Below are 24,321 nucleotides of genomic sequence, written 5' to 3'. Positions count from 1 at the left end.
ACAGGCGTTCCGGGGAAGTACGTGTGAAATGCCCAGTGGGGATTACGACCCGGAGACCACAGAGCCCGAGTGGCAGCGGCGCTGGGTCGACCAGGAGACGTACGCGTACGACGAGGAGGCCGCGACCGACCCGAACACCGTCTTCTCCATCGACTCCCCGCCGCCGACGGTATCCGGCGACCTCCACATGGGCCACCTGTACGGGTTCACCCTGCAGGACTTCGTCGCCCGCTTCGAGCGCATGAACGGGGAGACGACGTTCTTCCCGTTCGGCTACGACGACAACGGCATCGCCTCCGAACGGCTCACCGAGGACGAACTCGACATCCGCCATCAGGACTTCGAGCGGAGGGAGTTCCAGCGCAAGTGCCGCGAGGTGTGTGCCAACTACGAGGAGCAGTTCACCGAGAACATCCAGGGACTGGGCGTCTCGGTCGACTGGAACCACACCTACCAGACGATCGAGCCGCGCGTCCAGCGCATCTCCCAGCTCTCGTTCATCGATCTGTACGAGCAGGGCCGAGAGTACCGCGAGAAGGCGCCCGCGATCTGGTGTCCCGAGTGCGAGACCGCCATCTCGCAGGTCGAGACCGAGGACGACGAGCAGGACAGCCACTTCCACGACATCGCCTTCGGCGTTGCAGGGAGCGAGGAGGAGTTCACTATCTCGACGACGCGGCCGGAACTGCTCCCCGCGTGCGTCGCCGTCTTCGTCCACCCCGACGACGACGACAACCAGCACCTCGTCGGCGAGTCCGCCGAGATCCCGCTGTTCGGCCACGAGGTCCCGATCCTCGCGGACGACGGCGTCGACATGGAGACCGGGTCGGGGATCGTCATGTGTTGTACGTTCGGCGACCAGAACGACATCGAGTGGTACCAGATCCACGACCTGGACCTGCGCGTCGCCATCGACGAGTCCGGTCACATGACCGAGGTCGCCGAGGGGTACGAGGGGATGCACTCGACGGAGGCCGGCGAGGCGATCGTCGAGGACCTCGACGACGCGGGCGCGCTGCTGGACCGCCGCGCCATCACCCACACGGTCAACGTCCACGAGCGCTGCGGGACGAGCGTCGAGTTCCTCGTCACCGAGCAGTGGTACATCCGGATGCTCGACAAGGCCGACGAGTACTTGGAAGCGGGTCGGGAGATGGAGTGGTTCCCCGAGAAGATGTTCACCCGGTACAAGCACTGGGTCGAGGGGCTCCAGTGGGACTGGCTCATCTCCCGCCAGCGCTCCTCGGGGATCCCGTTCCCGGTGTGGTACTGCGACGACTGCGGCGAGGAGATCATCGCGGACAAGACCGACCTCCCGGTCGACCCGCTGTCTGACGACCCGCCGGTCGACGCCTGCCCGGAATGCGGCCACGACGAGTTCGAACCCGAGGAGGACGTGCTGGACACGTGGGCCACATCCAGCCTGACGCCGCTCATCAACGCCGGCTGGGACTGGGACGGGGAGGCAGAGGAGTACACGATGGAGCACCCGGAGCTGTACAAGTTCGACATGCGCCCCCAGGGCCACGACATCATCAGCTTCTGGCTGTTCCACACCGTCGTCAAGTGTTACGAGCACACCGGCGAGGTGCCGTTCGAGCAGACGCTCATCAACGGGATGGTGCTCGACGAGAACCGCGAGGCGATGTCCAAATCGAAGGGGAACGTCGTGCTCCCGCGGGAGGTGCTCGCGGAGTACCCCGTCGACGCCGCGCGCTTCTGGGCCGCCGGATCGGCCATCGGCGACGACCTCCCGTACAACGAGAAGGGGCTCCGCGCGGGCGAGAAGCTCCTCCAGAAGCTGTGGAACGCCTCGAAGCTCGTCGAGTCCTTAGTCGGCGACGCGCGCGAGGACCGCCCCGACCTCGGCCACGAGGACCTCCGCGAACTGGACCGCTGGCTGCTCGCGGAACTGGACGATCTCACCGAGACGCTCACCGAGCAGCTCGAGAACCGGGAGTTCTCGAAGGCCCGCGACGACCTACGAGGGTTCTTCTGGCACACGTTCTGTGACGACTATCTCGAGGTCGCCAAGACCCGCGTCCGAGAGGCGGAGGACGACAACCCGGCCGCCCGATACACGCTGTCGGTCGCCCACGAGCGCTTCCTGAAGCTGTTCGCGCCGATGATCGCACACGTCACGGAGGAACTGTGGCGGGACATGTACGCCCAGGACCGCGCGGGCGACGACTTCGACTCGATCCACTTACGCGACTGGCCCGAGCCGCTGGGCGTCGAGGCCGACCACGAGGCCGGCGTCGCCGCGATGTCGGTCGTCGGGGCGCTCCGTCGGTACAAGAGCGAGCGCGGGCTCCCGCTCAACGCCGAATTGGGTCGCGTTGAGGTGTACGGCGAGGGCGACCTCGCGGCGTTCGGCGACGACGTCCGCGGCGTGATGAACGTCGGCGAACTCATCGTCCTCGACGAGGAGCCCGAGATCGAGTCGGTGATCGTCGGCATCGACCTCGACTACGCGCAGGTCGGTCCCCAGTACGGCGAGCAGGTCGGCGACATCGAGGCCGCGCTCGCACAGGAGGACTACGAGATCGTCGACGGCGAACTCCACGTCGCCGGCGAAACGCTCGGCGCGGACCTGTTCGAGGTCGAGCGCGAGCGGCGCTACTCCGGCACCGGGGAACTGCTCCAGCCGGAGGACGCGGTCGTCATCGTTCACGACGGGGAGTAGCGTTCCCAGCGTCAACCGCTCACCGGGAAACTCCCTCGCCGTCGACCCCAACCGTCTTCTCGACGTGGTCGCACCTTCACCCGTGAACCGACGTGCCCTCTCGCTGGGCGGCTTCGTCGTCGCCGGCGTCTCGCAGGTCCTCCTCGGCGCCGCCATGTACGCGAGCACCGACACGCCGGCGAACCCACTGTTCTCCGTCCTCGGGGGGCTGCTGGTCGCCGGCGTGTTCGTCCGCGCGCTCCTGCGCGGTGACGACCTGAACGGCCTCGCGACCCGGCCCCTGTTCGTCGCTGTCGGCGTCGCGTCCGGCGTCCTCTCGGCCGTCCTCACGCTCGGGGTGTTGTTCGCGTGAGGCCGGATCCGCGTGTCCTCTCGCTCGGCGGCTTCGCGTTCTCGGGGGCGTGCCAGATCGCGGTCGGCGTGGTCGAGTACACGAACGGCGCGCTCTCCGACGCCGGACTGTCCCTCCTCGTCGGACTCGGCGTTCTGTGGATCTTCGGCCGACCGCTGGTCCGCGGGGACGACCTGAACGGGGTCGCCTCTCGGCCGGCGTTCGCGGCCCTCGGAGTCGGCCTCGGAGCGATCTCGGCGGCAGTCCTGCTCGTCACGCTCGGTGCCTGATCCGGCTACAAGTCCGCGCCGACCGCGTCGGCGACGGAGTCGAAGCCGTCGCGCTCCAGCAGTTCCAGCAGTCCCTCGTTGATGTCGCAGGCGATGCTCGGTCCCTCGTAGACGAGGCCGGTGTACAACTGGACGAGGCTCGCGCCGTTTCTGATCTTCGCGTACGCGCCCGCGGCGTCCGAGACACCGCCGACCCCGATCACCGGCACGTCCGTGCGCTCCGCGATGAACCGGACCGTGCTCGTCGCCCGCGCTTCGATCGGTTTACCCGAGAGTCCGCCTCGTTCGGCCTGCTGGGGGCTCCGGAGGGTGTCGGGCCGTTCGGTCGTGGTGTTCGTCGCGATGACGCCGTCGAGACCGAGGTCGTCGACGACGGCGAGCGCCTCCTCGACGGCGGGTTCGGGAAGATCCGGGGAGAACTTCACGAGGAGCGGGTCAGCACCGGCGTCTGAGAGGGTCCCGAGGATCTGTTCCAGCGAGTCACGGTTCTGGAGCGAACGGAGCCCCGGGGTGTTCGGTGAGGAGACGTTGACCGCCACGTAGTCCGCGTGTGCGCCCACACGCTCGTACGTGTACAGGTAGTCGGTGGCGGCGTCCTCCAGGGGAGTGGCTTTCGACTTGCCGACGTTGACGCCGAGTGGGACGTCGGGCGCGGGCTCGCGGTTGAGCCGGTCGCCTACGATGTCGGCGCCCTCGTTGTTGAACCCCATCCGGTTGACGATGGCCTCGTCCTCGCGTAGGCGGAACATCCGCGGACGCGGGTTTCCGGGCTGGCGTTCCGCAGTGACGCCGCCGACCTCGACGTGGCCGAAGCCGAGCGCGGCTAGCGCGCGGGGGACGCGGGCGTTCTTGTCGAATCCGGCGGCGACGCCGACGGGCGTCGGAAACCCGACGCCGAACGCGTCCGTCTCCAACCGTTCGTCACTGACGGCGTATCGATCGCGGAGGAACGACTGGATCGGCGTTCCTTGGACGGCGCGCAACAGTCGTTGGATGGTCTCATGGGCGGTTTCGGCAGGAAGTGCGTACAGCGCCGGCTTCGCGAAATCGTAGGCCCTCATTGCGGTGCTTGTCGGTGTCTCAGACCGGGCACGCTCTTGAACTGCGGGGGTTACCTGGCGTCAGAAGTCGTGTTCTACCTCGTCGGCGTCCGCTTTCTGGATGATAATCTTGCCGTCGCGGACGCGAACGAACACTTCGTCGCCGATCTCCATGCCGGCGACAGCGAGCTCGTCCTCGTGCAGGTTCACGTGGACGTTGTGGTACTCGCCGTTCTCGTCCTTGGCGCCACTCGGACTGAGCGTCTTCTTCCGGACCATCGCCTTCGGTACCCCGTGAGTCCCCCGACGAGACACATAAGTGTTGTTTACGCCCGTCCGTGTCCGACGGGCGGGCACGCGTCGCCCTCGGGCACGCCCCTGAGAGATCCGACACAGGGAGTCCATCGTCGCGGTCAGACGCCGCGATGAACCCCGGAAGAACCGGCGTTCGTCGCACCGAACACATGAATCTTTCCCCGAAGATGCAGTAATTTCCCCGATACGTTTATCATACAGTGTGTGTTCGCTTCACACGGAGGCGAAAAACCATGGTACGTGAGGACGGTAAGCGGAACTTCGCGCTACGCGAGGGCGACGGCACCGAGGAGAGCGTCTTCTCCGGCAACACGCCGCGACAGGCAGCGCTGAAAGCCGCCCGGCGGCTCGAACCGGCGAGCTCCGAGGACGCGGCCGAACGCATCGAACTCCGGCTCCGAGAGAAAGGGACTGACAAGGTCCACATCTACGAGGGGTGGTCCTGGCGAGAGTCCGCACCGGACAATAAGCCCGACTGGATGCCCGACGAGATCACCGAAGCCAACGTGGCTAAGAAGGGTATCGAGCACCTCGAGAGCTGATCTGCGCACTGTCCGTTCTTTGGATCTCGGTCCATCAGTCACGACGCCGCCGACCGTCGGAGCGGTTCGAAGTCCGTGTGGGAACGCCCTCGGGGGCGGGATCGACTGCAGTCACTGCCTGTCATACACGATCGTTCACAACGCCGATCCGTGAAACCGCATGACGTGGCGGGTCCGAGACGACGGCCTTTTATGTTCCCCTACCATCCGATGAAATGCGAAGGTCGCACGGGACGCCCCGGGCGACACGGCACACCCTTCCGGGGTGTGTCGAAGTTCGTTCCGATGCCCTTATCAGCGGCAAAGGCATCGGATGTAATGCGAAGACACGACGCGAGTCGAGGCGGTTCAACCCCGCCGCGGTTCGCCTCGTCAACGGGCTTCGAAGGGGTTAAGTCCTCACGCGAAGTACGTTGATATCCGCAAGAGATGAGGATTCCGCCCCTGCGGTCCGCCGCAAGACGGTATCTGATGTGAGCCTCGATAGTTCGGTGTCACCCGATCGGTGTCGCCGAACATGGACCACGCAATGGTGAAGTCACGCTTTGCGCGTGACTTCCCGCCACCCCCTCCCTTCACGGGGAGGAACATTCCGGTTGATCCTGCCGGAGGTCATTGCTATCGGAGTCCGATTTAGCCATGCTAGTCGCACGGGTTCAGACCCGTGGCGAATAGCTCCGTAACACGTGGCCAATCTACCCTACGGACCGGTATAACCTCGGGAAACTGAGGCTAATCCCGGATACTGCTCCCACGCTGGAACGCCGGGAGCCGGAAACGTTCCGACGCCGTAGGATGAGGCTGCGGCCGATTAGGTAGACGGTGGGGTAACGGCCCACCGTGCCAATAATCGGTACGGGTTGTGAGAGCAAGAACCCGGAGACGGAATCTGAGACAAGATTCCGGGCCCTACGGGGCGCAGCAGGCGCGAAACCTTTACACTGCACGACAGTGCGATAGGGGGACTCCGAGTGCGGAGGCATAGTGCCTTCGCTTTTGTGCACCCTAAGGCGGTGCACGAATAAGAGCTGGGCAAGACCGGTGCCAGCCGCCGCGGTAATACCGGCAGCTCGAGTGATGACCGATTTTATTGGGCCTAAAGCGTTCGTAGCCGGCCGGGCAAGTTCGTCGGGAAATCTACCAGCTCAACTGGTAGGCGTCCGGCGAAAACTGCCCGGCTTGGGACAGGGAGACTCGAAGGGTACGTCCGGGGTAGGAGTGAAATCCTGTAATCCTGGACGGACCACCGATGGCGAAAGCACTTCGAGAGAACTGATCCGACGGTCAGGAACGAAAGCTGGGGTCTCGAACCGGATTAGATACCCGGGTAGTCCCAGCTGTAAACGATGTTCGCTAGGTGCGACGCAGACTACGAGTCTGTGTTGTGCCGTAGGGAAGCCGAGAAGCGAACCGCCTGGGAAGTACGTCCGCAAGGATGAAACTTAAAGGAATTGGCGGGGGAGCACTACAACCGGAGGAGCCTGCGGTTTAATTGGACTCAACGCCGGACATCTCACCAGCCCCGACTGTTCGAATGACGCTCAGTGTGATGAGCTTAGCAGACGATCAGAGAGGAGGTGCATGGCCGCCGTCAGCTCGTACCGTGAGGCGTCCTGTTAAGTCAGGCAACGAGCGAGACCCGCGTCCCTAATTGCCAGCAAGACCCACGAGGTCGTTGGGTACATTAGGGAGACTGCCGCCGCCAAGGCGGAGGAAGGAACGGGCAACGGTAGGTCAGTATGCCCCGAATGGGCTGGGCTACACGCGGGCTACAATGGTCAGGACAATGGGTTCCTACCCCGAAAGGGGACGGTAATCTCAGAAACCTGGTCGTAGTTCGGATTGTGGGCTGAAACTCGCCCACATGAAGCTGGATTCGGTAGTAATCGCGTGTCACAAGCGCGCGGTGAATACGTCCCTGCTCCTTGCACACACCGCCCGTCAAAGCACCCGAGTGAGGTCCGGATGAGGCCTGGGTTGCCAGGTCGAATCTGGGCTTCGCAAGGGGGCTTAAGTCGTAACAAGGTAGCCGTAGGGGAATCTGCGGCTGGATCACCTCCACAGATCGAGACCAGGGCGACGCCCTGGCTCACCTTTCGGTCCGTTCCCGACGCCGATCGGGCACCTTCGAACTATCGAGGCTCGCTCACGCCCCCTGACGGGGGTGGGCCCATAGCTCAGTGGTAGAGTGCCTCCTTTGCAAGGAGGATGCCCTGGGTTCGAATCCCAGTGGGTCCATGTCTTCGGGGTCATCGCGAACCGTGTGCCTTATACGGCCGACGGCGATACGATGATACCCGACGCAAGACCGATGCACCATTCCGCGAGAGCGGGGATGGGAAGGGTTGAGCACGCTCGCGTGACACCCACGTGACGTGCGATGACGACCGTATGTACGTGCAATCCAGACGTCCACTGGACCCGTTCACTGGGTCACAGTGTACCATCAGTCAATTGGCTACTGTGCCAGTTGGTGAATGGCTCGGCTCGAGAGCCGACGACGGACGTGCCAAGCTGCGATAAGCCGTAGGGAGCCGCATGGAGGCGAAGAACTACGGATCTCCGAATGGGAATCCCTCTACAATTGCTTTGCGCAATGGGGAACGCTCCGAATTGAAACATCTCAGTAGGAGCAGGAAGAAAAATCAAACCGAGATGTCGTTACTAACGGCGAGTAAACGCGACACAGTCCAAACCGAAGCCTCGAGGTTCACACCTCGCAGGCAATGTGGTGTTCGGGCTGATACCAAGCAGCTCGGATTCGTGAGAAGTCTCCTGGAACGGAGCACGATACAGGGCGACAGTCCCGTATCACGAATGCGGTCTGCGGATCAGTTCCCAGAGTAGCGGGGGTTGGATATCCCTCGTGAATATCTCAGGCATCGACTGAGAAGACTAAACACTCCTCGAGACCGATAGCGAACAAGTAGCGTGAGCGAACGCTGAAAAGCACCCCGAGAAGGGCGGTGCAATAGGGCCTGAAATCAACTGGCGATAGAGCGACGGGGCTTACAAGGCCCCACTCAGAATGACCGAGACGCGAGTCTCCAGTAAGACGAGTGGGGAGCCGAAGTCGCGTCGTGCGTTTTGAAAAACGAACCAGGGAGTGTACTTCTCCGGCGAGTCTAACTCGATCATCGAGGAAGGCGCAGGGAAACCGATATGGCCGCAGTCTTACGACGAGGGCCACCGTGTTCAAGCGCGGGGAGTCGACGAAGTACGACCCGAAACCGAGTGATCTACTCCGAGGCAGGATGAAGCGTGCCGAAAGGCACGTGGAGGTCCGTTAGCGTTGGTGTCCTACAATACCCTCGCGTGATCTTGGAGTAGGGGTGAAAGGCCCATCGAACTCGGCAACAGCTGGTTCCGACCGAAACATGTCGAAGCATGACCTCTCCTAAGGTAGTTCGTGCGGTAGAGCCACCGATTGAGAGACCCGCCTCCGAGAGGAGTCGGCCTCTCTGTCGAACTCCGAACGTACGAACGCTGTCGACGGAGGGAGTCCGGTGTCCCGGGGTAAGCTTGGGCACCGTGAGGGGAACAACCCAGAGTTAGGTTAATGACCCAAAATGTGGATTAAGTGTAATCCTCAGAAGGTAGTCTTGAGCCCTAAACAGCCGGGAGGTGAGCTTAGAAGCAGCTACCCGCTAAGAAAAGCGTAACAGCTTACCGGCCGAGGTTCAAGGCGCCCAAAATGAACGGGACTCAAATCCACTTCTGATACCTAACCGCCCCCATCACAGGGGGACCGTGTAGGTCGGCGTACTGTGCGGATGGAAGCGCGGGCTAGAGCTCGCGTGGACCGCTCAGTAACGACAATCCTGGTCACAGTAGCAGCGATATTCGGGTGCGAACCCCGAAGGTCTGAAGGGTAAGAGTTCCTCGGCACTGCCAATCAGCCGAGGGTTAGCCGATCCTAAGTCCGGCCGCAATTCGAACCGGACAAACGGGGAACTGGTTAATATTCCAGTGCCATCACGCACTGAAAGTCGACGCTTTGGAGACGATCGAGCCGGGCATTCGCCCGGTCCAATCAGGGAACCGCGTGGAAGCCGTAATGGCACGAAGCGTGAGAAGCCTGAGACAGCGCAAGTCGGTCCTATCTAGAGCCCGTGAAAAGACGAGCGTGATGTTCGTATCGAGATCCGACACAGGTACCCTGGCAGAGCAAGCCAAGACCAACGGGAGCAACCGACGTTAGGGAATTCGGCAAGTTAGTCCCGTACGTTCGCAATAAGGGATGCCTGCCCTCGACGGGGCAGGTCGCAGTGACTCGGTGGCTCCGACTGTCTAGTAACAACACAGGTGACCGCAAATCCGCAAGGACTCGTACGGTCACTGAATCCTGCCCAGTGCAGGTATCTGAACACCTCGTACAAGAGGACGAAGGACCTGTCAACGGCGGGGGTAACTATGACCCTCTTAAGGTAGCGTAGTACCTTGTCGCTTCAGTAGCGACTCGCATGAATGGATCAACGAGAGCCACACTGTCCCAACGTTGGGCCCGGTGAACTGTACGTTCCAGTGCGGAGTCTGGAGACCCCCAAGGGGAAGCGAAGACCCTATAGAGCTTTACTGCAGGCTGTCGCTGAGACGTGGCCGCTGACGTGCAGGATAGGTAGGAGTCATCACACAGGTACCCGCGCCAGCGGGCCACCGAGACATCACTGAAATACTACCCGTCAGTGGCTGCGACTCTCACTCCGGGAGGAGAACACCGGTAGCCGGGCAGTTTGACTGGGGCGGTACGCGCTCGAAAAGATATCGAGCGCGCCCCAAGATTTCCTCACGCGGGACAGGAACCCGCGGAAGAGCGCAAGAGCACAAGGAAGTCTGACAGTGTCATTCCAAGCGAGTGACGCTGACGCGAAAGCGTGGTCTAGCGAACGGATCAAGGGCCTCAATGGCCCGGATTTACGACAGAAAAGCTACCTTAGGGATAACAGAGTCGTCACGCGCAAGAGCACATATCGACCGCGTGGCTTGCTACCTCGATGTCGGTTCCCTCCATCCTGCCCGTGCAGAAGCGGGCAAGGGTGAGGTTGTTCGCCTATTAAAGGAGGTCGTGAGCTGGGTTTAGACCGTCGTGAGACAGGTCGGCTGCTATCTATTGGGGGTGTTACGGTACTTGACGGGAACGTTCGTATAGTACGAGAGGAACTACGAATGGTTGCCACTGGTGTATCGGTTGTCCGAAAGGGCAGCTGCCGAGAAGCTACGCAACACGGGGTAAGAGCTGAACGCATCTAAGCTCGAAACCCACCTGAAAAAGAAGTACCACGGAGGTCACTCGTAGAAGACGAGTTCGATAGACTCGGGGTGTACGCGTCGAGGCAACGAGACGTTCAGCCCGCGAGCACTAACAGACCAAGCCACACTCATATGCACTGGGACCCATGAACGGGTCCAGGCGTTACCTGGATTGCACGTACATTATCGGTCGGAGACCGACGCAGGCATCACATCGGATCGTTCCCGATGGTCGGCCTTCGGGCGGCCACAGCGGCGGGGCACCACCCGTACCCATCCCGAACACGGAAGTTAAGCCCGCCAGCGTTCCGGTAAGTCCTGGAGTGCGAGAGCCTCTGGAAACACCGGTTCGCCGCCCACCACTCATACTACACAAGCCCACCAGCATCCCGCTGGTGGGCTTTTTCCATTTACAGCAGTCGTGAGCGACAGCGATCACAAACAGCACCGCCTGATCACCCTACGACACACGGATCCGCTACACTTAACCGCCTCACACGACTTTCTTCATCTGCGCCAAGGTGGCAGAGTCCGGCCATACGCATCTCCCTGCAGAGGAGAACCACGCCGGTTCAAATCCGGCCCTTGGCTTGATACCGACTTTATATACTTAGTTCAAAGCCATACCTGTTGTATGGTGAGATGCCGCGCGCGCAACTCAGAGTGGGTGCTCAATCTCCCAGCCGATACACCTAATCAACGATTGATAATATTTCCCCTCCCGGTGGTAGGTACATCAACTACGAAGAATTTCAACAGAGTCATTTCAGTCCTACAAGTAGAACGGATAGGATGAGTATCGACTTCGGGGAACTCCGCGATCTAGAACTCGGACACGAAGAGCAACGGGAGTGGTGGGAAGCCAATCGCCAAGAGCTCACCCGAAGCGAGAAAGACGAACTGTTCCACTGGATCTTTGACGAACAACCCTTCCATTACCTCAGGCTGGTAACCGAACTCTCCCTGGACAACCTCGACAACCCACCGAGACTCGTCGAGGATCTCGAACGACTAGCTCCTCATATCGACGGCGACCTGGCCTGGCGAGAACTCCACGACGCATTTAGAAGCCGAGTGGACGGGAATGAAGACTTGACGTGGGACATCTACGAGATCCTCATCGAAACGGATGACGAGTGGTTAACGTGGATGGCCGGAGTAGCACTGGCTCAATTCCAGGAGAATCAAATGCGTGAACCCACTCTCGACCTCCTCCATGCAGATGCAGGTGCAAAGGTGCGAGCTGGGTTCCAAGCAACACTTGAGCAGTATCAGGGACAGGAAGTTCCTGAGGAATATATCTCAGCATTTCGAGGATTGGCATTAAAACCGGAACCCGCGACGTTACAGGAACTGATCCGAGCAAATGCCGTCCTCTTCGAGGAAAACAACCAACTCTGGGATATGACAGTGGAAATTGCGGAGCGGAACCCGAAAACGATTCCTTGGATCTGCCGACGCTTTGCGAACAAAATCGAGGATGAGCACCTTGAGGAGTACATCCAGATTCTCAAGCACGGGATCGAAAACGGCCAAGACGTAGACTTAACGCACGCAAACCATTTCCTCCAATCCAACTTCGCCCATGCAACCGATACCTTAGCCAAGTTCACCATCTGGCTCGACAATCGAGATGCGCTGAGGTCGAACCGGTTGGCGGAGGATGTCTCTCGGGAAAACCCAGAGTATCTCCCAGAACTCTTCAGCCGGCTCGACGACTACGAACACCCGCTCAAAGGAGAGTTCTCGTTTATTCATGCAGGCAGATCCAGACCGGACGAACTCGTACAGCTCGTCCTGGACAAATATGACGAAGAGAACTCACTGTTCTACATCGAACTGCTGCGAAAGGCGCTCGGTGAATTATTTGAGCACGAGGACACGCATCGTTCCACTGTAGCGGACATTTACGAGTTCTTGGTTGAACACTTTTCCAGCGAACAATTCGTTCACGAGCTTGACCGTGACCGGCTAAATCTGGATGATCCGGACGCATACGATGAGGAACGAGCCCTTGGGGAGCTGAGAGAGTTCCTCATCGAATTGCACACCATCCGGGATTTTGACGATGAACTCTTGGACACGCTTGATGAATATGAGTCGCTGTCAGCGCATTTTTATGATCTCGTGGAAACCAGGATAGAAACAGGCACCCCACATTCCTTCCTGTATCTGCTCCGCGACGAAAGGAGGGAACTCGATTTCCTTGAGGACAACTGGGACCGGATACCCCAGGATAAGCGTAACGATCTGCTAGCCAGCACCGGATTCTACGATTTTCTCTCCGAAATCATGTTCTACATCCACTTGGACAACCACAGCGTTGCGTTCGAGCCGGAGGTCCCATTACATGATTGGCAGACGGATGAGCCGAGGGGAAACGTCGACTTGGTGGTCGACGACATCTTCATCGATATTTACCGACCTGAAGCATGGACTCCACTGGCATTGTCGAACCGGGGCAGGTTCATCCCGAACAACGCTGAGAGCAAAATTCTGGGCAAGTTCAAGAGTAAATTCCTCGGGGCACGGGAAATGGCCGAAAACCCGTGTTTCATCGCTCTCGATATCGATCGGTCCGAGATTGACCGTGAGCAAGTTGTAGCAGCGCTCCTCGGCTCGATGCAGGTGAGAATCTATTACGATGAGGAGACGGGAGAGACCGTTGGCGAGGACTACGTTAGAAACCCAGATGAACGTCTCGAAGGCGACTATTATCTGTTAGACAAGCATCTCAATGGTGTCATCTGGTACGAGACTGGCCTCGTTGAAGGAGAGGATGGGGTCAGGCCTGCTCTAGACCTTGGCGTTGTCCCGAATCCGGAACACGAAACCGGAGAGAGTAATTTCGACCTTTGCCAAGAACTTGAACGTTCACTTACTGGGGATAGCTGAGGAGATATCACACCATATCGGGCTTGAAAGGCCTCTTCGAGTTACCACGTCTTCGTTTGTTGACTAACTTGGCCCTGCTCAATCCGCACCCTGTATTCCGCAGGGCTGTGTGGGCATCAACGAAATTTAGCAGAATCTGCAGAGATACATACGCAAACCCACTTGACGGCTGTTTCACCGAGGACAGTATCGAACTAATAGGGTTTCAACAGAGTCGCCGGAGATTTATCGACACGACCGCTACGCGTCGGTCAATGGGACGTTTCTCCGAGGGAGACCGAGTACGGATCGACATCCCCCACGAAACGCCGCGGAGGACACAATGGTGATCACAACCCCGGCGACGACCAGACCCAGCTGGATGGTCGACGGGATCCGAGTCCCAGTGTTTCACTTCGAAGGGCGATGAGAGCGAACTTGCGGTAGTGACGCCGGCTGTCAAAATCCCGTTAGGCCGTGTTCCTAAGCCGGCGAATCCGATACCCCCACCCCTACCTTTGAGAAATTTCCATCTGAAACGGGGGTGTTACTCCTACTTTTACCGGGAGAAATTGGGGTCAATCCACCCGCGAGAGAGTGTTGCCACTCGTCAGTCAAGTGTCAGCGGAGGGTGAGACCCTGGTGTGTCACCAGCGTCTCGTCAGGAAGGGTGTATTTGACCTTGGCAATCTTGAATCTACGCGGCTCGTTTCCCGCCGCTCGCCACTTATGGTATCCCTCACGGAGAATCTCGTCGGGATCTGCATCCTCAGAGAGTTCCCCGAGGTCAATTTTGAGTTTCGGATGCCGGTCATCGAACGACGAGACGTACTTCGCAAGCCACATCTGCCACGCCGATTGAGCCTCGTCGTCTGAGTCAGGTTGTTCGTCCGTGTCGTCGTCGTCGCCTCGCACGGCGTCAAGGATACGACCCACACGCTCCCGAAGGCCACCGACCGCGCCACGCACGACCTCGGTCGCGAAATCGACGACGCTGTCACGCACCGACAGAACCTCAGGGTTGTCCCTGGCGGCGCGGTACACCGTCCGCTTAGAGACATCCGCCCGGTCAGCGACCGTCGATACGCTGGCGGACCCACCGTCGGCAACCGCGTCCAGCACGTCCATTTCGGCGTCCGTCGGCCGGGCCTCACCATACAGCATCGCTTCGACCCACGATTGCTGGTCGTCAGCCAGCGCCTCTGTCGGGTCGTTGGCGAGCGTCAGATCCCGGGGAGCGTCCTCGACGCGGAAGTAGTCGTCCGCGACATAGTACCGTTCGTCGCCCGTCGGCGTGAGCCCACCCCATACAAGTGTGTTCGTGAGGAGCTCGTCTATCTCACGAACCAGCCGGTCACGGTCCCCCCACGGGACGGTCCCGCTCTGGTTCTGTGTCTTCGAGAAATACACCTCTATCTTCGGGTGGGCCAGCGGGTCCTCGTCTGCCTCAGCGGTCGCGTCCGAACGTTGAAACTTCGGGTAATAGTGCTTCAACGTCTTTGCATGGCTGTGGCCCTCGATGAGCGACGCCGCTCCGTCGGCAGTTATGGGTATGATGTGCTGGTTGCCCGGGACGCCCCGGTCGTCGCGGAGCGTCCCGTCGGCGGTCTCGACAGTCTCAGCGATACGATCGAACACTCCTCCACCACGAACAAGCTGCTTCGTCCGCTCGCGGCGGCCCCGGACGTACCGAGCGAGCCGGAGGATGGACGAGGAAGGGAGGGGGTCACGGAGATTGCCCGGATGGAGACCGAGCGCACGGAGCGCGGCCCGCAACAATTCGGGATACGCGTCCGGGTCGTGATTCGATCCCTGAGCGAATACGCCCACACCGACGTAATCCGGGTCGAAGGCGATCGGCTCGCCGTTGGCGGTCTGTCCCGGCCATCGGGGCTTTAGGTAGAACCGGAGCGGATTCGTGTCGGTCTCGCGGTGGTTCACCGTTACGATGGGTTCCAGTACCTCGCTCGTATCGAGCATGAACCCATGCTCGTCGTTTGGCGCATCGAGGCCCGACGATTTGGGTTGAAGCGATACCTCATAGGTCCGTCCGTCGCGATCGAACGACGCCAACACATCCTCGGGGGCTATCCCTTGCGCCCGTTCAACAACCGCGTGATAGAGGTCGAGCGACCCCGTGTCGTAGTTTAGATACACCTGTAGTTCGTGCGTCTGCGGCACCAGCACACAGGGTCGAAGCCCGCACCGCTCCATCTTCATAGCCTATCCTCCGGTCGTCCGAACTCGCGGTTCGGAGCGCGTTCGATTCGACGGAGGTTTCGAACCGGCCTACCATGAGCCAGTCGGAACGCTGGGCGATGCTCTCGGGGGTCGGGGATGACCCGATACCGTCTCCCGTTTAGCCCCTTGACGATGATGTACGAGCCGAAGGTGGTTCGAACGACGGTGTGCGGCCAGTTGCGTTTGTCCCAGATCACTTCGTCCCCTTCGTTGAGGTTTCGTAGATCCCAGATGGGCTCGGCCCCACCGTCGGTGCACAGGTAGACGGAATCGGTGTCGTGCTCTGGACAGTATTTCCGGGGGATACCGCCTCGGGTCGAGCCCATCCGAAGACGGGTCCCGCATGTCGGGCAGTATCGAAGCGTCACGCTGATCCTCCCCCATGTTCGTCAGCCAAGTCAAGGAGTGTCTGTGCGTGCTTTGCGCACCGGAAGTCACTGTCGGCGATTGCTTCGAGGTCGTCGCGATGCTCGTTGATCTTCTCGGCAACGGACCTCTCCCGGGAGGTCATCGCTGATCACCAGTATCATCTGCCGGATGAGTGCGGGAATCCGCCGACTGGATGGGCCGGACATCGAGTTCGACCAACGATCCCTCCTCGATACCGAGGCCGTCGCGTATTTCGACCGGTATCGTGATTTTACCCGAGTCAACTACCCGTGCTGTCGTGCGCATACATGACCAGAGGGGCCGAGAGATGGATTTATATCATGCACGAGATTATCTTACGTCGACTCTTATATGTCCTCACAAGACAGCGACAGTCGGAGAGGTCCGAAGAAAAGTTACCGTCTCTCGGCCGGAGAGCGCGAGTATCTCGAAACGGGCGAGGCAAAGGGAGGGTATAGCAAGCCGAAAACCGAGGAACTCGTCCAGCAGAAGGTCGACAGTCTCCCCGTGAGGATACAGCATCTCTTCGAAGATGTGGCCTTGCTCGACGAGAGCGGGCGGCTCGATTACGAATCGTGGTCGTCGGGCTGGTATGACCTGCTGGGATTCCCCGATGAACCGACACGCGAGCAACTGGATACTGGGTTCACCTTCCAATCGCCCCCGAGCGGAGCGAGCCCAACCTCGAAGCCGACGGAACTGGGACGGAATTTTGGTGAGCTGGTGGATCACCTGCTTCTCGCACCCGGCGCAGTCGACCGCGACCAAATTCGCCAAGATATTCTGTGGGGAGTTTTCTCCCAACTCTTTATCGAGAATCGGCCCAGCCGAGAGATCCTCGGTGAGGAGTTGCCGGCCTATGTTCCAGAAACCATAGAATTGCTGGATCGCCGAAGCCAGAGCCGGAAACAGCGCCACGATAAATTCTGGGCCGACTCCGACGACGCCGACCGATGGCAAGACCACAAACGGGCAATGGAAATCCGCGTGGTTGACCTCCTACGCGACGGCGAAGTCACCGTTGCCTCCACAGACGTTGAACACTATCGACTGGCAGGACGTATCGTCGACTGGTTCATCGATTCGATGGTGGACGGCGGTACACACGGATCTGCCCAACAGTGGGCTGCCTTCTGCGGTGAGTACGATTCCACGGAGTTCGACGTGGCATCGGAACTTACGGCACAGCGTGTCCAGTCGTTGCTCGACGACTATCGGATTGTCGAACGAATTGAGCTCAAAAAACAGGTACAGGGAGATATCAACGACCTGAGCGACCAGAAGTGGAAAAGCGTCCCAGCTCAGGATGTCCTCCTGTCCATCGCCGGGCACGAAACTGCGTCGTCGGCCGAAGTGAGCACTGATCTGGATATGGAGAACAACCAGAGCGGGGTGACCCGTATAGCACGAGATCTGGCAGGGGTTGAACGAGATGGAGGCCTGATCTGGAAGGAACGCCCTCTGCTAACGGGCGGCACCGATCGGTGGACGACGACCGCTTACGGCGACGTGATTGCCACTCGCTTGATGGGGGACTCTATTTTCCTGACTGAAGACCTCGTCCCTGAGAGGGTGCTTATCGACGCCCTGGATGAACTCCGTAGTTGATGCCACTTTCGAGCAACCGCGTGACCGGCTTCGACGACCTCCCGCCGTTTGACGACAAAGATCGCGCGCGCGAACCGTAACATTTGGGGCGAGAAACGACAGCTTTCGCCGGAGTGCCATGTCGGGTTATTAAATACAATAACTACAGAAAAAGTGGTCGTATAATACATGTGTGAACTATGTGACTCTATTGAAATCCTATTAGTCCGATACTGGTAACGGTGAAACAGCCGGTAAGTGGGGTTGCTTACCGAACAAGAATATTCCTGCAGGAAACCTTATCTGCCATAGATGTGATTATTCGGGTGACAGGAGTAATCGTATGCAGAAATCCCAACCTACCGACAATTTGTTCGAGATCTTGGCGAATCCGTACCGACGCCAATTACTTGTGGCTCTGTTAGACCACAACCCGCAGGACGACCGTGATCTGGACCCGTTGGGTGTTGCCTCTGATGAAGTTGACCCAGAAGTACTTGAAATTGAACTCGTACACACCCATCTCCCGAAACTCGCCGATTTAGGGTACGTAAGTTGGAACCGAGATACCAATGAGATCAGTAAGGGTCCAAACTGGGAAGAGATCGCGCCACTACTCCAATTGATCCATGACCATCAGGATGAACTTCCTGATGACTGGCTGTAAGCGATCCCTCACATACTGAGTGATTAATGGGTTCGCTGCACTTATCTCTGCCAACCCCGTGGTTCAACCCCACAAGGGTTCGTCTGAAACGGGTATCACGCAGGCGGAGCTTGACCGGCGGCGGCTTCAACCCCACAAGGGTTCGTCTGAGTGGGAAGATGGTGCAGGCCGCTCGCAGCGTCGACGAGAAGGAGATTGAACGCCGCCTTCTCAACGATGTCGACGACAACTTCAAGCGGTCGCTGGCCTTGCGTGGGGATCTAGACAAGCTCGCACAGGGCGACTCAACCATCACGAGTCCGAGGTGTCCGACCAACTCTGCGACCAGGAGTTCGTCACGCTCGAACGCATGACCCGCGCCGCACGCCCGGAGAACGGGGTTGAGGCTGGCGGGCGGGGCACAGGCGGACGGAGGGATGGATTGAGCCCCTGTCGCCGCTGCGGGTCACCGACCTCACCGAGACTGAGGCCGACCTGATCGAGGCGGTCGTCCTCATCGCCGTCGACGAGGTAAACCCAAAGTAGACCACTCTATCTGACCATCTGCTGGGTGTTGAGTCTTTACTCGGTAGCCCCCATCCGTTCGAGGAGGGCGGATTTCACATCGGGGTCGTCGAGTAGGGCGTCGATGGTCTCGATACCTTCCTGAGTGCTGATGTCGTCGGGGTCCGTATCGGCGTAGTCGTACTTGATGTCGTCCTGCAGGTCCTCCGTCTTGCCAGCGGCCTCGACGCGCATGGCTTGGCCACACCGGGAACAGAAGTGGGCCTCGCGCTTTTCCTGATACCCACACCTCGGGCAATCCACCGGTCCGATGTGTTGGGTCTCCCCTTCGTTCACTTCGAGACCGTGGAGCTTCGCCAGTTCGTTGTCGGCGTCTTCACCGAAGATGGTGATGTACCGGCTGGCAGTCGTCGACCCCCGGACCCATCCGTATCGGCTTTCGAGGTGTGCCTGACTCAGTCCCTTGCTGGCGTGGTAACTCGCGCTGCTCTTGCGGAAATTTGTCAGTGTGACGGGCTTGTCCACCTCGGCACGGGCAGCCGGCTTCTTGAACACTTTTGTGAGCATCCGGTAGCTGATCTTCTCGCCCTCGGTGAGTTTCGACCACAGCGGTGCGTCGCGGTCGGACGGCGTGGGGTGTTCGTCGAGCCAGTCCCGTACGTACGGGACACTCGGGATCAGTAGCACGGTCCGTCGGCCCTGTTTCCCGTCGGCGGTCACTTGGAGCCCGTGTTCGTGGTCCGTCACGTCGCCGTACGTGAGGTCTTTGAACTCGAATCCCCGGAGTCCAGCGTCGAATTGGAGTGCAATCGCGGCGGCGTCACGGGCGTGTTCCGTCGCCTCTATCATCGGCAGTATGTCGTCGTGCCAGTCAAGCATGTCGCTTGGCTTCGGGGCCGGGTCGTAGTTGTTCGACGTACTCGACTGAATCCAATCGAGCGAGGCCGGCGGTTCGTACGGATCGCCGCCAACACCTTCGTCGCTCACATGTCGTCCGAACACTTTCAGCGCCACCCGATAGTCTTGGTTCGTCTCCTCGTTGTCGTAGTTACGGTGAATCCATCGAACGATGTTCTTGGCGGCCTCCTTGTCCGTTAGTGCTGCATTGACGCCGCCCACACGCTCCGCGAGGATAGTGACGTGTCGGAGCAGTTTGAGGTGGCGGTAGGTGGAGTAGTTCGATTTCATCAGGGTCAGCGCGTCGTCGAACTCTCTGATAGATTCACGATCTCCGTCGTCGATTTTATGGGAGCTTTCGATACGATCGCGTAGATTTTCGAGTTGAGTCTCGGGTGTGGTCATAGTTTACACTACGTGAGCACCCACATTATGGTTTGGGTGTGGCCTTGAACCATACTTATATACCTCATTCAGGGCCGGCCCTTGGCTTCCTTACGACGTACGCGTGACGGTTACTCGGTGAGGCTCGTGTCACCCGAAAGAAAACGGTTAAACTCCGGGCGGCCCGTGACTCACGTATGCAACGACGCGCCGCGGCCATCTACGTCGCGTTCTTCCTCGTTGTGGGGGCGGCTTCGTTCTCGCTCATCACGACAGCGAGCGCGCCGCAGCTCACCTTCGAGAACCCGGATCACGAGCTGAGTCAGGGAGACACCTTCACTGTCGATGGACAGGAGTTCACCGTCTCCGGTATCTCCGCGGAGGCCGAGGAGGGGGAGGTGACCCGGTCCGGAACCGTTGAATCGACCAACGAATCGGCACGGTACACTGTCGAGTGGGCGAACGATTCGACTGTCACCTACGCCGGGCAAGACTGGACCGTCATCACTGACAACGAGTCCGAATCGTTCACCCTGACGGAAGTCGTCGATCGCGCGGCAATCCTCCAGAACGATTCCGACGTCGAGAACGAGACGACGACCGTCGACGGCCAAGAGTACGTGGTCGAACGTGGCGACGGGAACCGGACGCTGATCGCTGCGGACGAGTACTTCCCGGCGCCCGAGACACGTGAGTACACCGTCGGCGACGAACTCGAGAACATCGAGGACAACACTGCGACGGTCGCGTCCGTGAGTTCGGACGCCGCGACGCTGGAATACTTCGCGCCACGGACCAACGAGATCTCGGTTGCCGACGAGACGAACGTTACGGTCGGTTCAACGACGTACTTCGCGTACTTCCCGGACAACTCGACGATGCTGCTCACGCAGGAGTTCGACACCTATGAGCAGTACCAACAGGGAACCGAGACGCAGACGACGATGACGAACGGACTGTGGGGCGTTACGATCCTCAGCGGGCTGTCCGCGTTCCTCCTTCTGGGGATGGCGTACATGCCCTCGCGGTACTGAATCGGCCGTCCGGCACTGCTGATCTCAGCTTTTGCGCCCGCTTCGCCCGGGACCGACGGGTCAGCCGTTGAACCGATACAGCGACGTGACGAACGGGAGCCGATTGAACATCCAGTATGCGACCGGCAGGCCGACCACCGTCACCGCGAGGAACGCGGCGACATTAGCCCACAGGAAGCTGAGCCACCAGCCGACGAAGACGAAGTAGAGTCCCCGAACGACCAGCGACCGCTGTCCGCGCGATCGGTCGGGTGCAGATAGCGACCGAGGCTCCTTGAGTGACAACACTGTCGGCACGAGGTTGATCAGTTTGATTCCGATCGGCAGGCCGACGATCGTGGCGTTGAGGAACCACGCGACGTTGACGACCGCGGGGGTGGCCCACCAGCCGATGGCGACGAACCACAGCGCGCGTGTGAACAGCGAGCGTTGTGCCATGTCCGGGGAAACGCGCTCAGGCGGTGAATCCCTTGTGTCGACCGCTCGCTTCGCTCCCTGCTTCGAATCCGATCTCACGAACGGTTCCGGTCGCTCGCCGTCGCTCGCGACACGATGCTCACGGGTCGCATTGCTCCCCGTTCTCTAGTTCAAATCGCCGTATACCCCCCTCCAGGTCTCGCTATCGCTCGACCACTACGGGCGCGACGGGATTTGAACCACGCCGAGACGTGCTCGCTTCGCTGCGCCCGTCTCGTCTACTTCCGATCCCGCCGTGCCGGTTCACTCGTCACTACGTTCCTCGTTGCACGGGCGCGACGGGATTTGAACCCGCGACCGTCGGATGGCTCCCCCCACCGGAGTCCCGGCGCGGTTAGAAGTCCGACGCTCTGAATCCGGACTGAGCTACGCGCCCACGGATAGGGGCACACACGGGGCAGTCAAAAGCGGCGCGGTCCCGGGTGACCCTGCACGGTCGTGCGCGAGCGAGCGGGGGAGGTCGGTCGTCTCGCAGCCTTTAATCCGACCAGTGCCGAACGGACGGTGATGCGAGTTATCGGAACGGTCGGCCTGCCCGGTAGCGGGAAAGGCGAGGCCGCCACGGTCGCCGAGGAGGAGGGCGTCCCCGTAGTCACGATGGGGGACGTCATCCGCGCGGAGTGTCGCGACCGTGGACTCGATCCCGCCGAACATCACGGCGAGATCGCCCGCGCGCTGCGCGAGGAGAACGGCCCCGCGGCCATCGCCGAGCGGTCCGTCCCGCTGATCGAGGATGCGGCCGGCCAGGCCGACGCGGACACTGTCCTCGTCGACGGTCTCCGAGCGCCCGTCGAACTGGAGCGCTTCCGCGAGCGCTTCGGCGACGACTTCACGCTCGTTGCCATCACCGCGCCGTTCGATCTCCGCGCCGAACGGCTGGGCGAGCGCGGCCGCGACGACTCCGATGTCGACGTCGAGGCGTTGCGCGACCGCGAGGAGCGCGAACGGGAGTTCGGTATGGGGGCGGTCATCGACGCCGCCGATGTGACCATCGACAACACCGACACGCTCACAGTGTTTCGCGACCGCGTCCGCGCGGTGCTCCGCGGGGACGCTGCCTCCGGCGTCGTCGACGCCGCTTCCAACGACGGCGCGGAGGTGGAGAAGTGACGACCGTCTACAGCGTCGACGCGCGGATCGAGGCGCCGGTGCGCGACACCGAGGTGACCGACCGCGTCCGCGACGCCGTCGAGGCGCTGTTCCCCAACGCCGAGTTCGTCTCCGAACCGGGGTTGCTCGTCGCCGAGACGCACACGCTCGACGACTTCTCCGACAAGCTCCACGAACAGGAGATCCTCGATACCGCCCGTCGCGAGTTCGAGCGCAACCGCACCGACGACGGCTTCACCTTCAGCCTGAAGAAGCAGGCCGCCTTCCAGGGGGTCGTCAACTTCGCCGTCGGCGAGCCCGACGAACTGGGCGAGATATCGGTCGAGGTGACTGTCCGCTCGCCGTCTGCCGAGGAGTACATCGACCACCTCGCGCCGCCGACCGAGGACGGCGCGCCCGTCGACCCGGACCGTCGCTGACGCCTACGTGAACGCCACGACCGCGGCGAACAGGACGACGACGCCGAGCACGTCGCAGACGTTCGTGACCACGGGGATGACCACGTCGTCGGGGTCGAGCGAGAGGCGATAGGCCGCGTACGTCGTCGCAAGGGTCACCGCGACCGCGAGGACGGCCAGCGCCACCCCCGCCGACAGCGCGACCACGAGCACTGTCCCGGGCGCCAGCGTCGTCTCCCCGACGAGCGCCGCCAACGACCACGCTGCGAGGCCGATAACCGGGAACAGCGTGACCGCGAGCGCGACGGTGGCGACGGCGTTTCCCGCGAGGGTGTCGTCGCCCGGGTCGAACGACAGCGTCCCGAGGTGGAACGCCGTCGAGAGCCGCGCCGCGAGGATCGAGCCGAGGTTGCCCGCGGTGCCGATGGTGACGGGCACGAGCACAAGCAGCGACGGCGACCGGAGCAGCCGGTCCTCCAGGATCCCGAGCACCAGCCCCGATCCCAACTCGACGAGCGCGAGCACGAGCAACACCGGCAACATCGCACGGGTGATCGCATGAACGGACCACTCGGTCGGCATCTACGGCCCACCCCCGAACGCACCCACTAGCGTGAGAACGGTCCGCGCCGCGACCAGCAGAAAGAACACGCCGGCCACGTCGCCGGTGGTCGTCACCACCGGGCCGACGAACGTGTCGGGGTCGTACCCCCGACGGTAGCCCGCGAACACGACCAGCAGGACGACGGCCGTCAGCCCGAGCCCCGAGAGGACGCTCGCGATCAGCGCGACGCCGAGCATGACCGGCAGCGGCGCGACCGGACTCCCGAGCAGCGTGAGCGCCGTGACGGTGAGCACGGCGGCGACGAGCGACACGAGCACGCCGTTGGCGAGCGCGGCCGTCGCGGCCGCGCGCAGCCGTTCGTCGCCGAGATCGACCCGCGGCTCGACGACCCCCTGGTGGAGTCCGGTCGCGATCCGGGCGCCGAAGCTGCCGAACACGCTTCCGCGGGTCGCGAGCAGCGCGGGCACGAGCACGAGCAGTCCCTCGATCGCCCGAAGCTCGGCGCGCATCCCGCCGAGGACGACGCCGGCGAACAGCCCGCCGACCGCGCTCATCGCGAGCGCCGGAAGTGCCTCGCGATACGCCTCCTCGGCCGTCTCGCGGATCCCCATCGCGCGTACCGACGACCCCGGAGACCAAAAGTCGGGTGCCATCGTCGCCTCCGCTGTGACGGTGTCGCGTTCACGTTCGCGTCTCCGCCGCGTTGCTGTCGCGTCGCCGTCGTGGTACGATCTCGACC

Annotated in this window: 20 protein-coding genes, 3 tRNA genes, 3 rRNA genes and 1 pseudogene; 17 read left to right on the top strand and 10 right to left on the bottom strand. The window is 61.1% G+C overall.

Annotated features, from left to right (window positions below):
• Positions 1–28 precede the first annotated feature (28 nt).
• The 3 genes from ABJD39_RS07765 to ABJD39_RS07755 all read left to right on the top strand — a co-directional run bounded on the left by ABJD39_RS07765 (position 29) and on the right by ABJD39_RS07755 (position 3,307).
• Positions 29–2,686 (top strand): valine--tRNA ligase, encoded by a 2,658-nt coding sequence (locus ABJD39_RS07765; RefSeq protein ID WP_348613606.1) that lies wholly within the window; start codon positions 29–31, stop codon positions 2,684–2,686.
• Between the two features lie 82 nt (positions 2,687–2,768).
• The gene (locus tag ABJD39_RS07760) at positions 2,769–3,038 is read left to right on the top strand and encodes a hypothetical protein (protein WP_348613605.1); all 270 of its coding nucleotides are present in this window, start codon (positions 2,769–2,771) and stop codon (positions 3,036–3,038) included.
• Positions 3,035–3,307, top strand: a complete 273-nt coding sequence (locus ABJD39_RS07755; RefSeq protein ID WP_348613604.1) for a hypothetical protein — start codon at positions 3,035–3,037, stop codon at positions 3,305–3,307. The genes ABJD39_RS07760 and ABJD39_RS07755 overlap by 4 nt, the downstream gene beginning before the upstream one ends.
• A gap of 5 nt (positions 3,308–3,312) precedes the next feature.
• Here ABJD39_RS07755 and ABJD39_RS07750 read toward each other — a convergent pair whose 3' ends face one another.
• Together ABJD39_RS07750 and ABJD39_RS07745 are read right to left on the bottom strand one after the other, a co-directional pair.
• Positions 3,313–4,368 (bottom strand): quinone-dependent dihydroorotate dehydrogenase, encoded by a 1,056-nt coding sequence (locus tag ABJD39_RS07750; protein WP_348613603.1) that lies wholly within the window; start codon positions 4,366–4,368, stop codon positions 3,313–3,315.
• A gap of 60 nt (positions 4,369–4,428) precedes the next feature.
• The gene (locus ABJD39_RS07745; RefSeq protein ID WP_348613602.1) at positions 4,429–4,626 is read right to left on the bottom strand and encodes a hypothetical protein; all 198 of its coding nucleotides are present in this window, start codon (positions 4,624–4,626) and stop codon (positions 4,429–4,431) included.
• A 269-nt stretch (positions 4,627–4,895) separates the two neighbouring features.
• On the opposite strand from ABJD39_RS07745, the gene ABJD39_RS07740 reads away from it, so the two are divergent.
• From ABJD39_RS07740 to ABJD39_RS07710, 7 genes are all read left to right on the top strand, one after another.
• On the top strand, positions 4,896–5,204 hold the full coding sequence (locus ABJD39_RS07740) for a non-histone chromosomal MC1 family protein (RefSeq protein ID WP_348613601.1): 309 nt from the start codon (positions 4,896–4,898) through the stop codon (positions 5,202–5,204).
• Positions 5,205–5,793: 589 nt separating this feature from the next.
• A 16S ribosomal RNA gene (locus ABJD39_RS07735) occupies positions 5,794–7,265 on the top strand.
• A 105-nt stretch (positions 7,266–7,370) separates the two neighbouring features.
• Positions 7,371–7,442: transfer RNA gene (locus tag ABJD39_RS07730), tRNA-Ala, on the top strand.
• Between the two features lie 211 nt (positions 7,443–7,653).
• Positions 7,654–10,585: ribosomal RNA gene (locus ABJD39_RS07725) — 23S ribosomal RNA — on the top strand.
• Between the two features lie 108 nt (positions 10,586–10,693).
• A 5S ribosomal RNA gene (gene rrf, locus ABJD39_RS07720) occupies positions 10,694–10,815 on the top strand.
• The 16S, 23S and 5S rRNA genes sit together here with 2 tRNA genes alongside, the layout of an rRNA operon.
• A gap of 154 nt (positions 10,816–10,969) precedes the next feature.
• Positions 10,970–11,045 (top strand) — tRNA-Cys (locus ABJD39_RS07715).
• A 201-nt stretch (positions 11,046–11,246) separates the two neighbouring features.
• A complete protein-coding gene (locus ABJD39_RS07710; protein ID WP_348613600.1) occupies positions 11,247–13,349 on the top strand; it encodes a hypothetical protein in 2,103 nt (700 codons plus the stop codon).
• A 600-nt stretch (positions 13,350–13,949) separates the two neighbouring features.
• Here the strand turns inward: ABJD39_RS07710 and ABJD39_RS07705 are convergent.
• The 3 genes from ABJD39_RS07705 to ABJD39_RS15025 form a co-directional block, all read right to left on the bottom strand.
• Positions 13,950–15,548: a hypothetical protein gene (locus tag ABJD39_RS07705; RefSeq protein WP_348613599.1), complete on the bottom strand. Its 1,599-nt coding sequence runs from the start codon at positions 15,546–15,548 to the stop codon at positions 13,950–13,952.
• 385 nt (positions 15,549–15,933) lie between these two features.
• Complete coding sequence (locus ABJD39_RS07700) at positions 15,934–16,080, bottom strand: hypothetical protein (protein WP_348613598.1); 147 nt, start codon at positions 16,078–16,080, stop codon at positions 15,934–15,936.
• On the bottom strand, positions 16,077–16,244 hold the full coding sequence (locus ABJD39_RS15025; RefSeq protein WP_431357874.1) for an AbrB/MazE/SpoVT family DNA-binding domain-containing protein: 168 nt from the start codon (positions 16,242–16,244) through the stop codon (positions 16,077–16,079). Before ABJD39_RS15025 ends, ABJD39_RS07700 begins: the two co-directional genes overlap by 4 nt.
• Before the next feature lie 66 nt (positions 16,245–16,310).
• Between ABJD39_RS15025 and ABJD39_RS07695 the strand changes: the two genes are divergently transcribed.
• From ABJD39_RS07695 to ABJD39_RS15020, 4 genes and pseudogenes are all read left to right on the top strand, one after another.
• Entirely contained in the window at positions 16,311–17,567 is a 1,257-nt protein-coding gene (locus ABJD39_RS07695; RefSeq protein ID WP_348613597.1) for a hypothetical protein, read from the top strand.
• 322 nt (positions 17,568–17,889) lie between these two features.
• A complete protein-coding gene (locus ABJD39_RS07690) occupies positions 17,890–18,213 on the top strand; it encodes a DUF7344 domain-containing protein (RefSeq protein ID WP_348613596.1) in 324 nt (107 codons plus the stop codon).
• A 158-nt stretch (positions 18,214–18,371) separates the two neighbouring features.
• Positions 18,372–18,566, top strand: coding sequence for a hypothetical protein (locus ABJD39_RS07685; protein ID WP_348613595.1), 195 nt, complete (start codon positions 18,372–18,374; stop codon positions 18,564–18,566).
• Between the two features lie 70 nt (positions 18,567–18,636).
• Positions 18,637–18,723, top strand: a pseudogene (locus tag ABJD39_RS15020) (restriction endonuclease); the annotation flags it as partial.
• Positions 18,724–18,774: 51 nt separating this feature from the next.
• On the opposite strand, the gene ABJD39_RS07680 reads toward ABJD39_RS15020, so the two are convergent.
• Entirely contained in the window at positions 18,775–20,019 is a 1,245-nt protein-coding gene (locus tag ABJD39_RS07680) for a tyrosine-type recombinase/integrase (protein WP_348613594.1), read from the bottom strand.
• A gap of 176 nt (positions 20,020–20,195) precedes the next feature.
• Between ABJD39_RS07680 and ABJD39_RS07675 the strand changes: the two genes are divergently transcribed.
• Complete coding sequence (locus ABJD39_RS07675; RefSeq protein WP_348613593.1) at positions 20,196–21,032, top strand: hypothetical protein; 837 nt, start codon at positions 20,196–20,198, stop codon at positions 21,030–21,032.
• Positions 21,033–21,092: 60 nt separating this feature from the next.
• Here ABJD39_RS07675 and ABJD39_RS07670 read toward each other — a convergent pair whose 3' ends face one another.
• Complete coding sequence (locus ABJD39_RS07670; protein ID WP_348613592.1) at positions 21,093–21,470, bottom strand: YccF domain-containing protein; 378 nt, start codon at positions 21,468–21,470, stop codon at positions 21,093–21,095.
• Between the two features lie 309 nt (positions 21,471–21,779).
• Positions 21,780–21,885 (bottom strand) — tRNA-Arg (locus ABJD39_RS07665).
• A gap of 131 nt (positions 21,886–22,016) precedes the next feature.
• Between ABJD39_RS07665 and ABJD39_RS07660 the strand changes: the two genes are divergently transcribed.
• A complete protein-coding gene (locus tag ABJD39_RS07660) occupies positions 22,017–22,619 on the top strand; it encodes an AAA family ATPase (RefSeq protein WP_348613591.1) in 603 nt (200 codons plus the stop codon).
• Positions 22,616–23,038: an RNA-binding domain-containing protein gene (locus ABJD39_RS07655; protein ID WP_348613590.1), complete on the top strand. Its 423-nt coding sequence runs from the start codon at positions 22,616–22,618 to the stop codon at positions 23,036–23,038. Before ABJD39_RS07660 ends, ABJD39_RS07655 begins: the two co-directional genes overlap by 4 nt.
• 3 nt (positions 23,039–23,041) lie before the next feature.
• Here the strand turns inward: ABJD39_RS07655 and ABJD39_RS07650 are convergent, their stop codons facing one another.
• Both ABJD39_RS07650 and ABJD39_RS07645 read right to left on the bottom strand, forming a co-directional pair.
• Complete coding sequence (locus tag ABJD39_RS07650) at positions 23,042–23,599, bottom strand: magnesium transporter (RefSeq protein ID WP_348613589.1); 558 nt, start codon at positions 23,597–23,599, stop codon at positions 23,042–23,044.
• Positions 23,600–24,193 carry a magnesium transporter gene (locus tag ABJD39_RS07645; protein ID WP_348613731.1) on the bottom strand — a complete coding sequence of 198 codons (594 nt, stop codon included), beginning with the start codon at positions 24,191–24,193 and terminating at the stop codon, positions 23,600–23,602. It abuts the gene before it with no gap.
• Positions 24,194–24,321: the final 128 nt, after the last annotated feature.

Origin of the sequence: Halobaculum rarum (assembly GCF_040025155.1) — an archaeon.
Taxonomy (GTDB): domain Archaea; phylum Halobacteriota; class Halobacteria; order Halobacteriales; family Haloferacaceae; genus Halobaculum; species Halobaculum rarum.
This window is presented reverse-complemented; position numbering and strand designations above follow the sequence as displayed.

Bases quoted from the DNA above. Each gene is read 5' to 3' on its own strand.
- ABJD39_RS07765 (WP_348613606.1), top strand. From the start codon at position 29: ATGCCCAGTGGGGATTACGACCCGGAGACCACAGAGCCCGAGTGGCAG.
- ABJD39_RS07750 (WP_348613603.1), bottom strand. From the start codon at position 4,368: ATGAGGGCCTACGATTTCGCGAAGCCGGCGCTGTACGCACTTCCTGCC.
- ABJD39_RS07745 (WP_348613602.1), bottom strand. From the start codon at position 4,626: ATGGTCCGGAAGAAGACGCTCAGTCCGAGTGGCGCCAAGGACGAGAAC.
- ABJD39_RS07740 (WP_348613601.1), top strand. From the start codon at position 4,896: ATGGTACGTGAGGACGGTAAGCGGAACTTCGCGCTACGCGAGGGCGAC.
- ABJD39_RS07710 (WP_348613600.1), top strand. From the start codon at position 11,247: ATGAGTATCGACTTCGGGGAACTCCGCGATCTAGAACTCGGACACGAA.
- ABJD39_RS07705 (WP_348613599.1), bottom strand. From the start codon at position 15,548: ATGAAGATGGAGCGGTGCGGGCTTCGACCCTGTGTGCTGGTGCCGCAG.
- ABJD39_RS07700 (WP_348613598.1), bottom strand. From the start codon at position 16,080: ATGACCTCCCGGGAGAGGTCCGTTGCCGAGAAGATCAACGAGCATCGC.
- ABJD39_RS15025 (WP_431357874.1), bottom strand. From the start codon at position 16,244: ATGCGCACGACAGCACGGGTAGTTGACTCGGGTAAAATCACGATACCG.
- ABJD39_RS07695 (WP_348613597.1), top strand. From the start codon at position 16,311: ATGTCCTCACAAGACAGCGACAGTCGGAGAGGTCCGAAGAAAAGTTAC.
- ABJD39_RS07690 (WP_348613596.1), top strand. From the start codon at position 17,890: ATGCAGAAATCCCAACCTACCGACAATTTGTTCGAGATCTTGGCGAAT.
- ABJD39_RS07685 (WP_348613595.1), top strand. From the start codon at position 18,372: ATGGTGCAGGCCGCTCGCAGCGTCGACGAGAAGGAGATTGAACGCCGC.
- ABJD39_RS07680 (WP_348613594.1), bottom strand. From the start codon at position 20,019: ATGACCACACCCGAGACTCAACTCGAAAATCTACGCGATCGTATCGAA.
- ABJD39_RS07675 (WP_348613593.1), top strand. From the start codon at position 20,196: ATGCAACGACGCGCCGCGGCCATCTACGTCGCGTTCTTCCTCGTTGTG.
- ABJD39_RS07670 (WP_348613592.1), bottom strand. From the start codon at position 21,470: ATGGCACAACGCTCGCTGTTCACACGCGCGCTGTGGTTCGTCGCCATC.
- ABJD39_RS07660 (WP_348613591.1), top strand. From the start codon at position 22,017: ATGCGAGTTATCGGAACGGTCGGCCTGCCCGGTAGCGGGAAAGGCGAG.
- ABJD39_RS07650 (WP_348613589.1), bottom strand. From the start codon at position 23,599: ATGCCGACCGAGTGGTCCGTTCATGCGATCACCCGTGCGATGTTGCCG.
- ABJD39_RS07645 (WP_348613731.1), bottom strand. From the start codon at position 24,193: ATGGGGATCCGCGAGACGGCCGAGGAGGCGTATCGCGAGGCACTTCCG.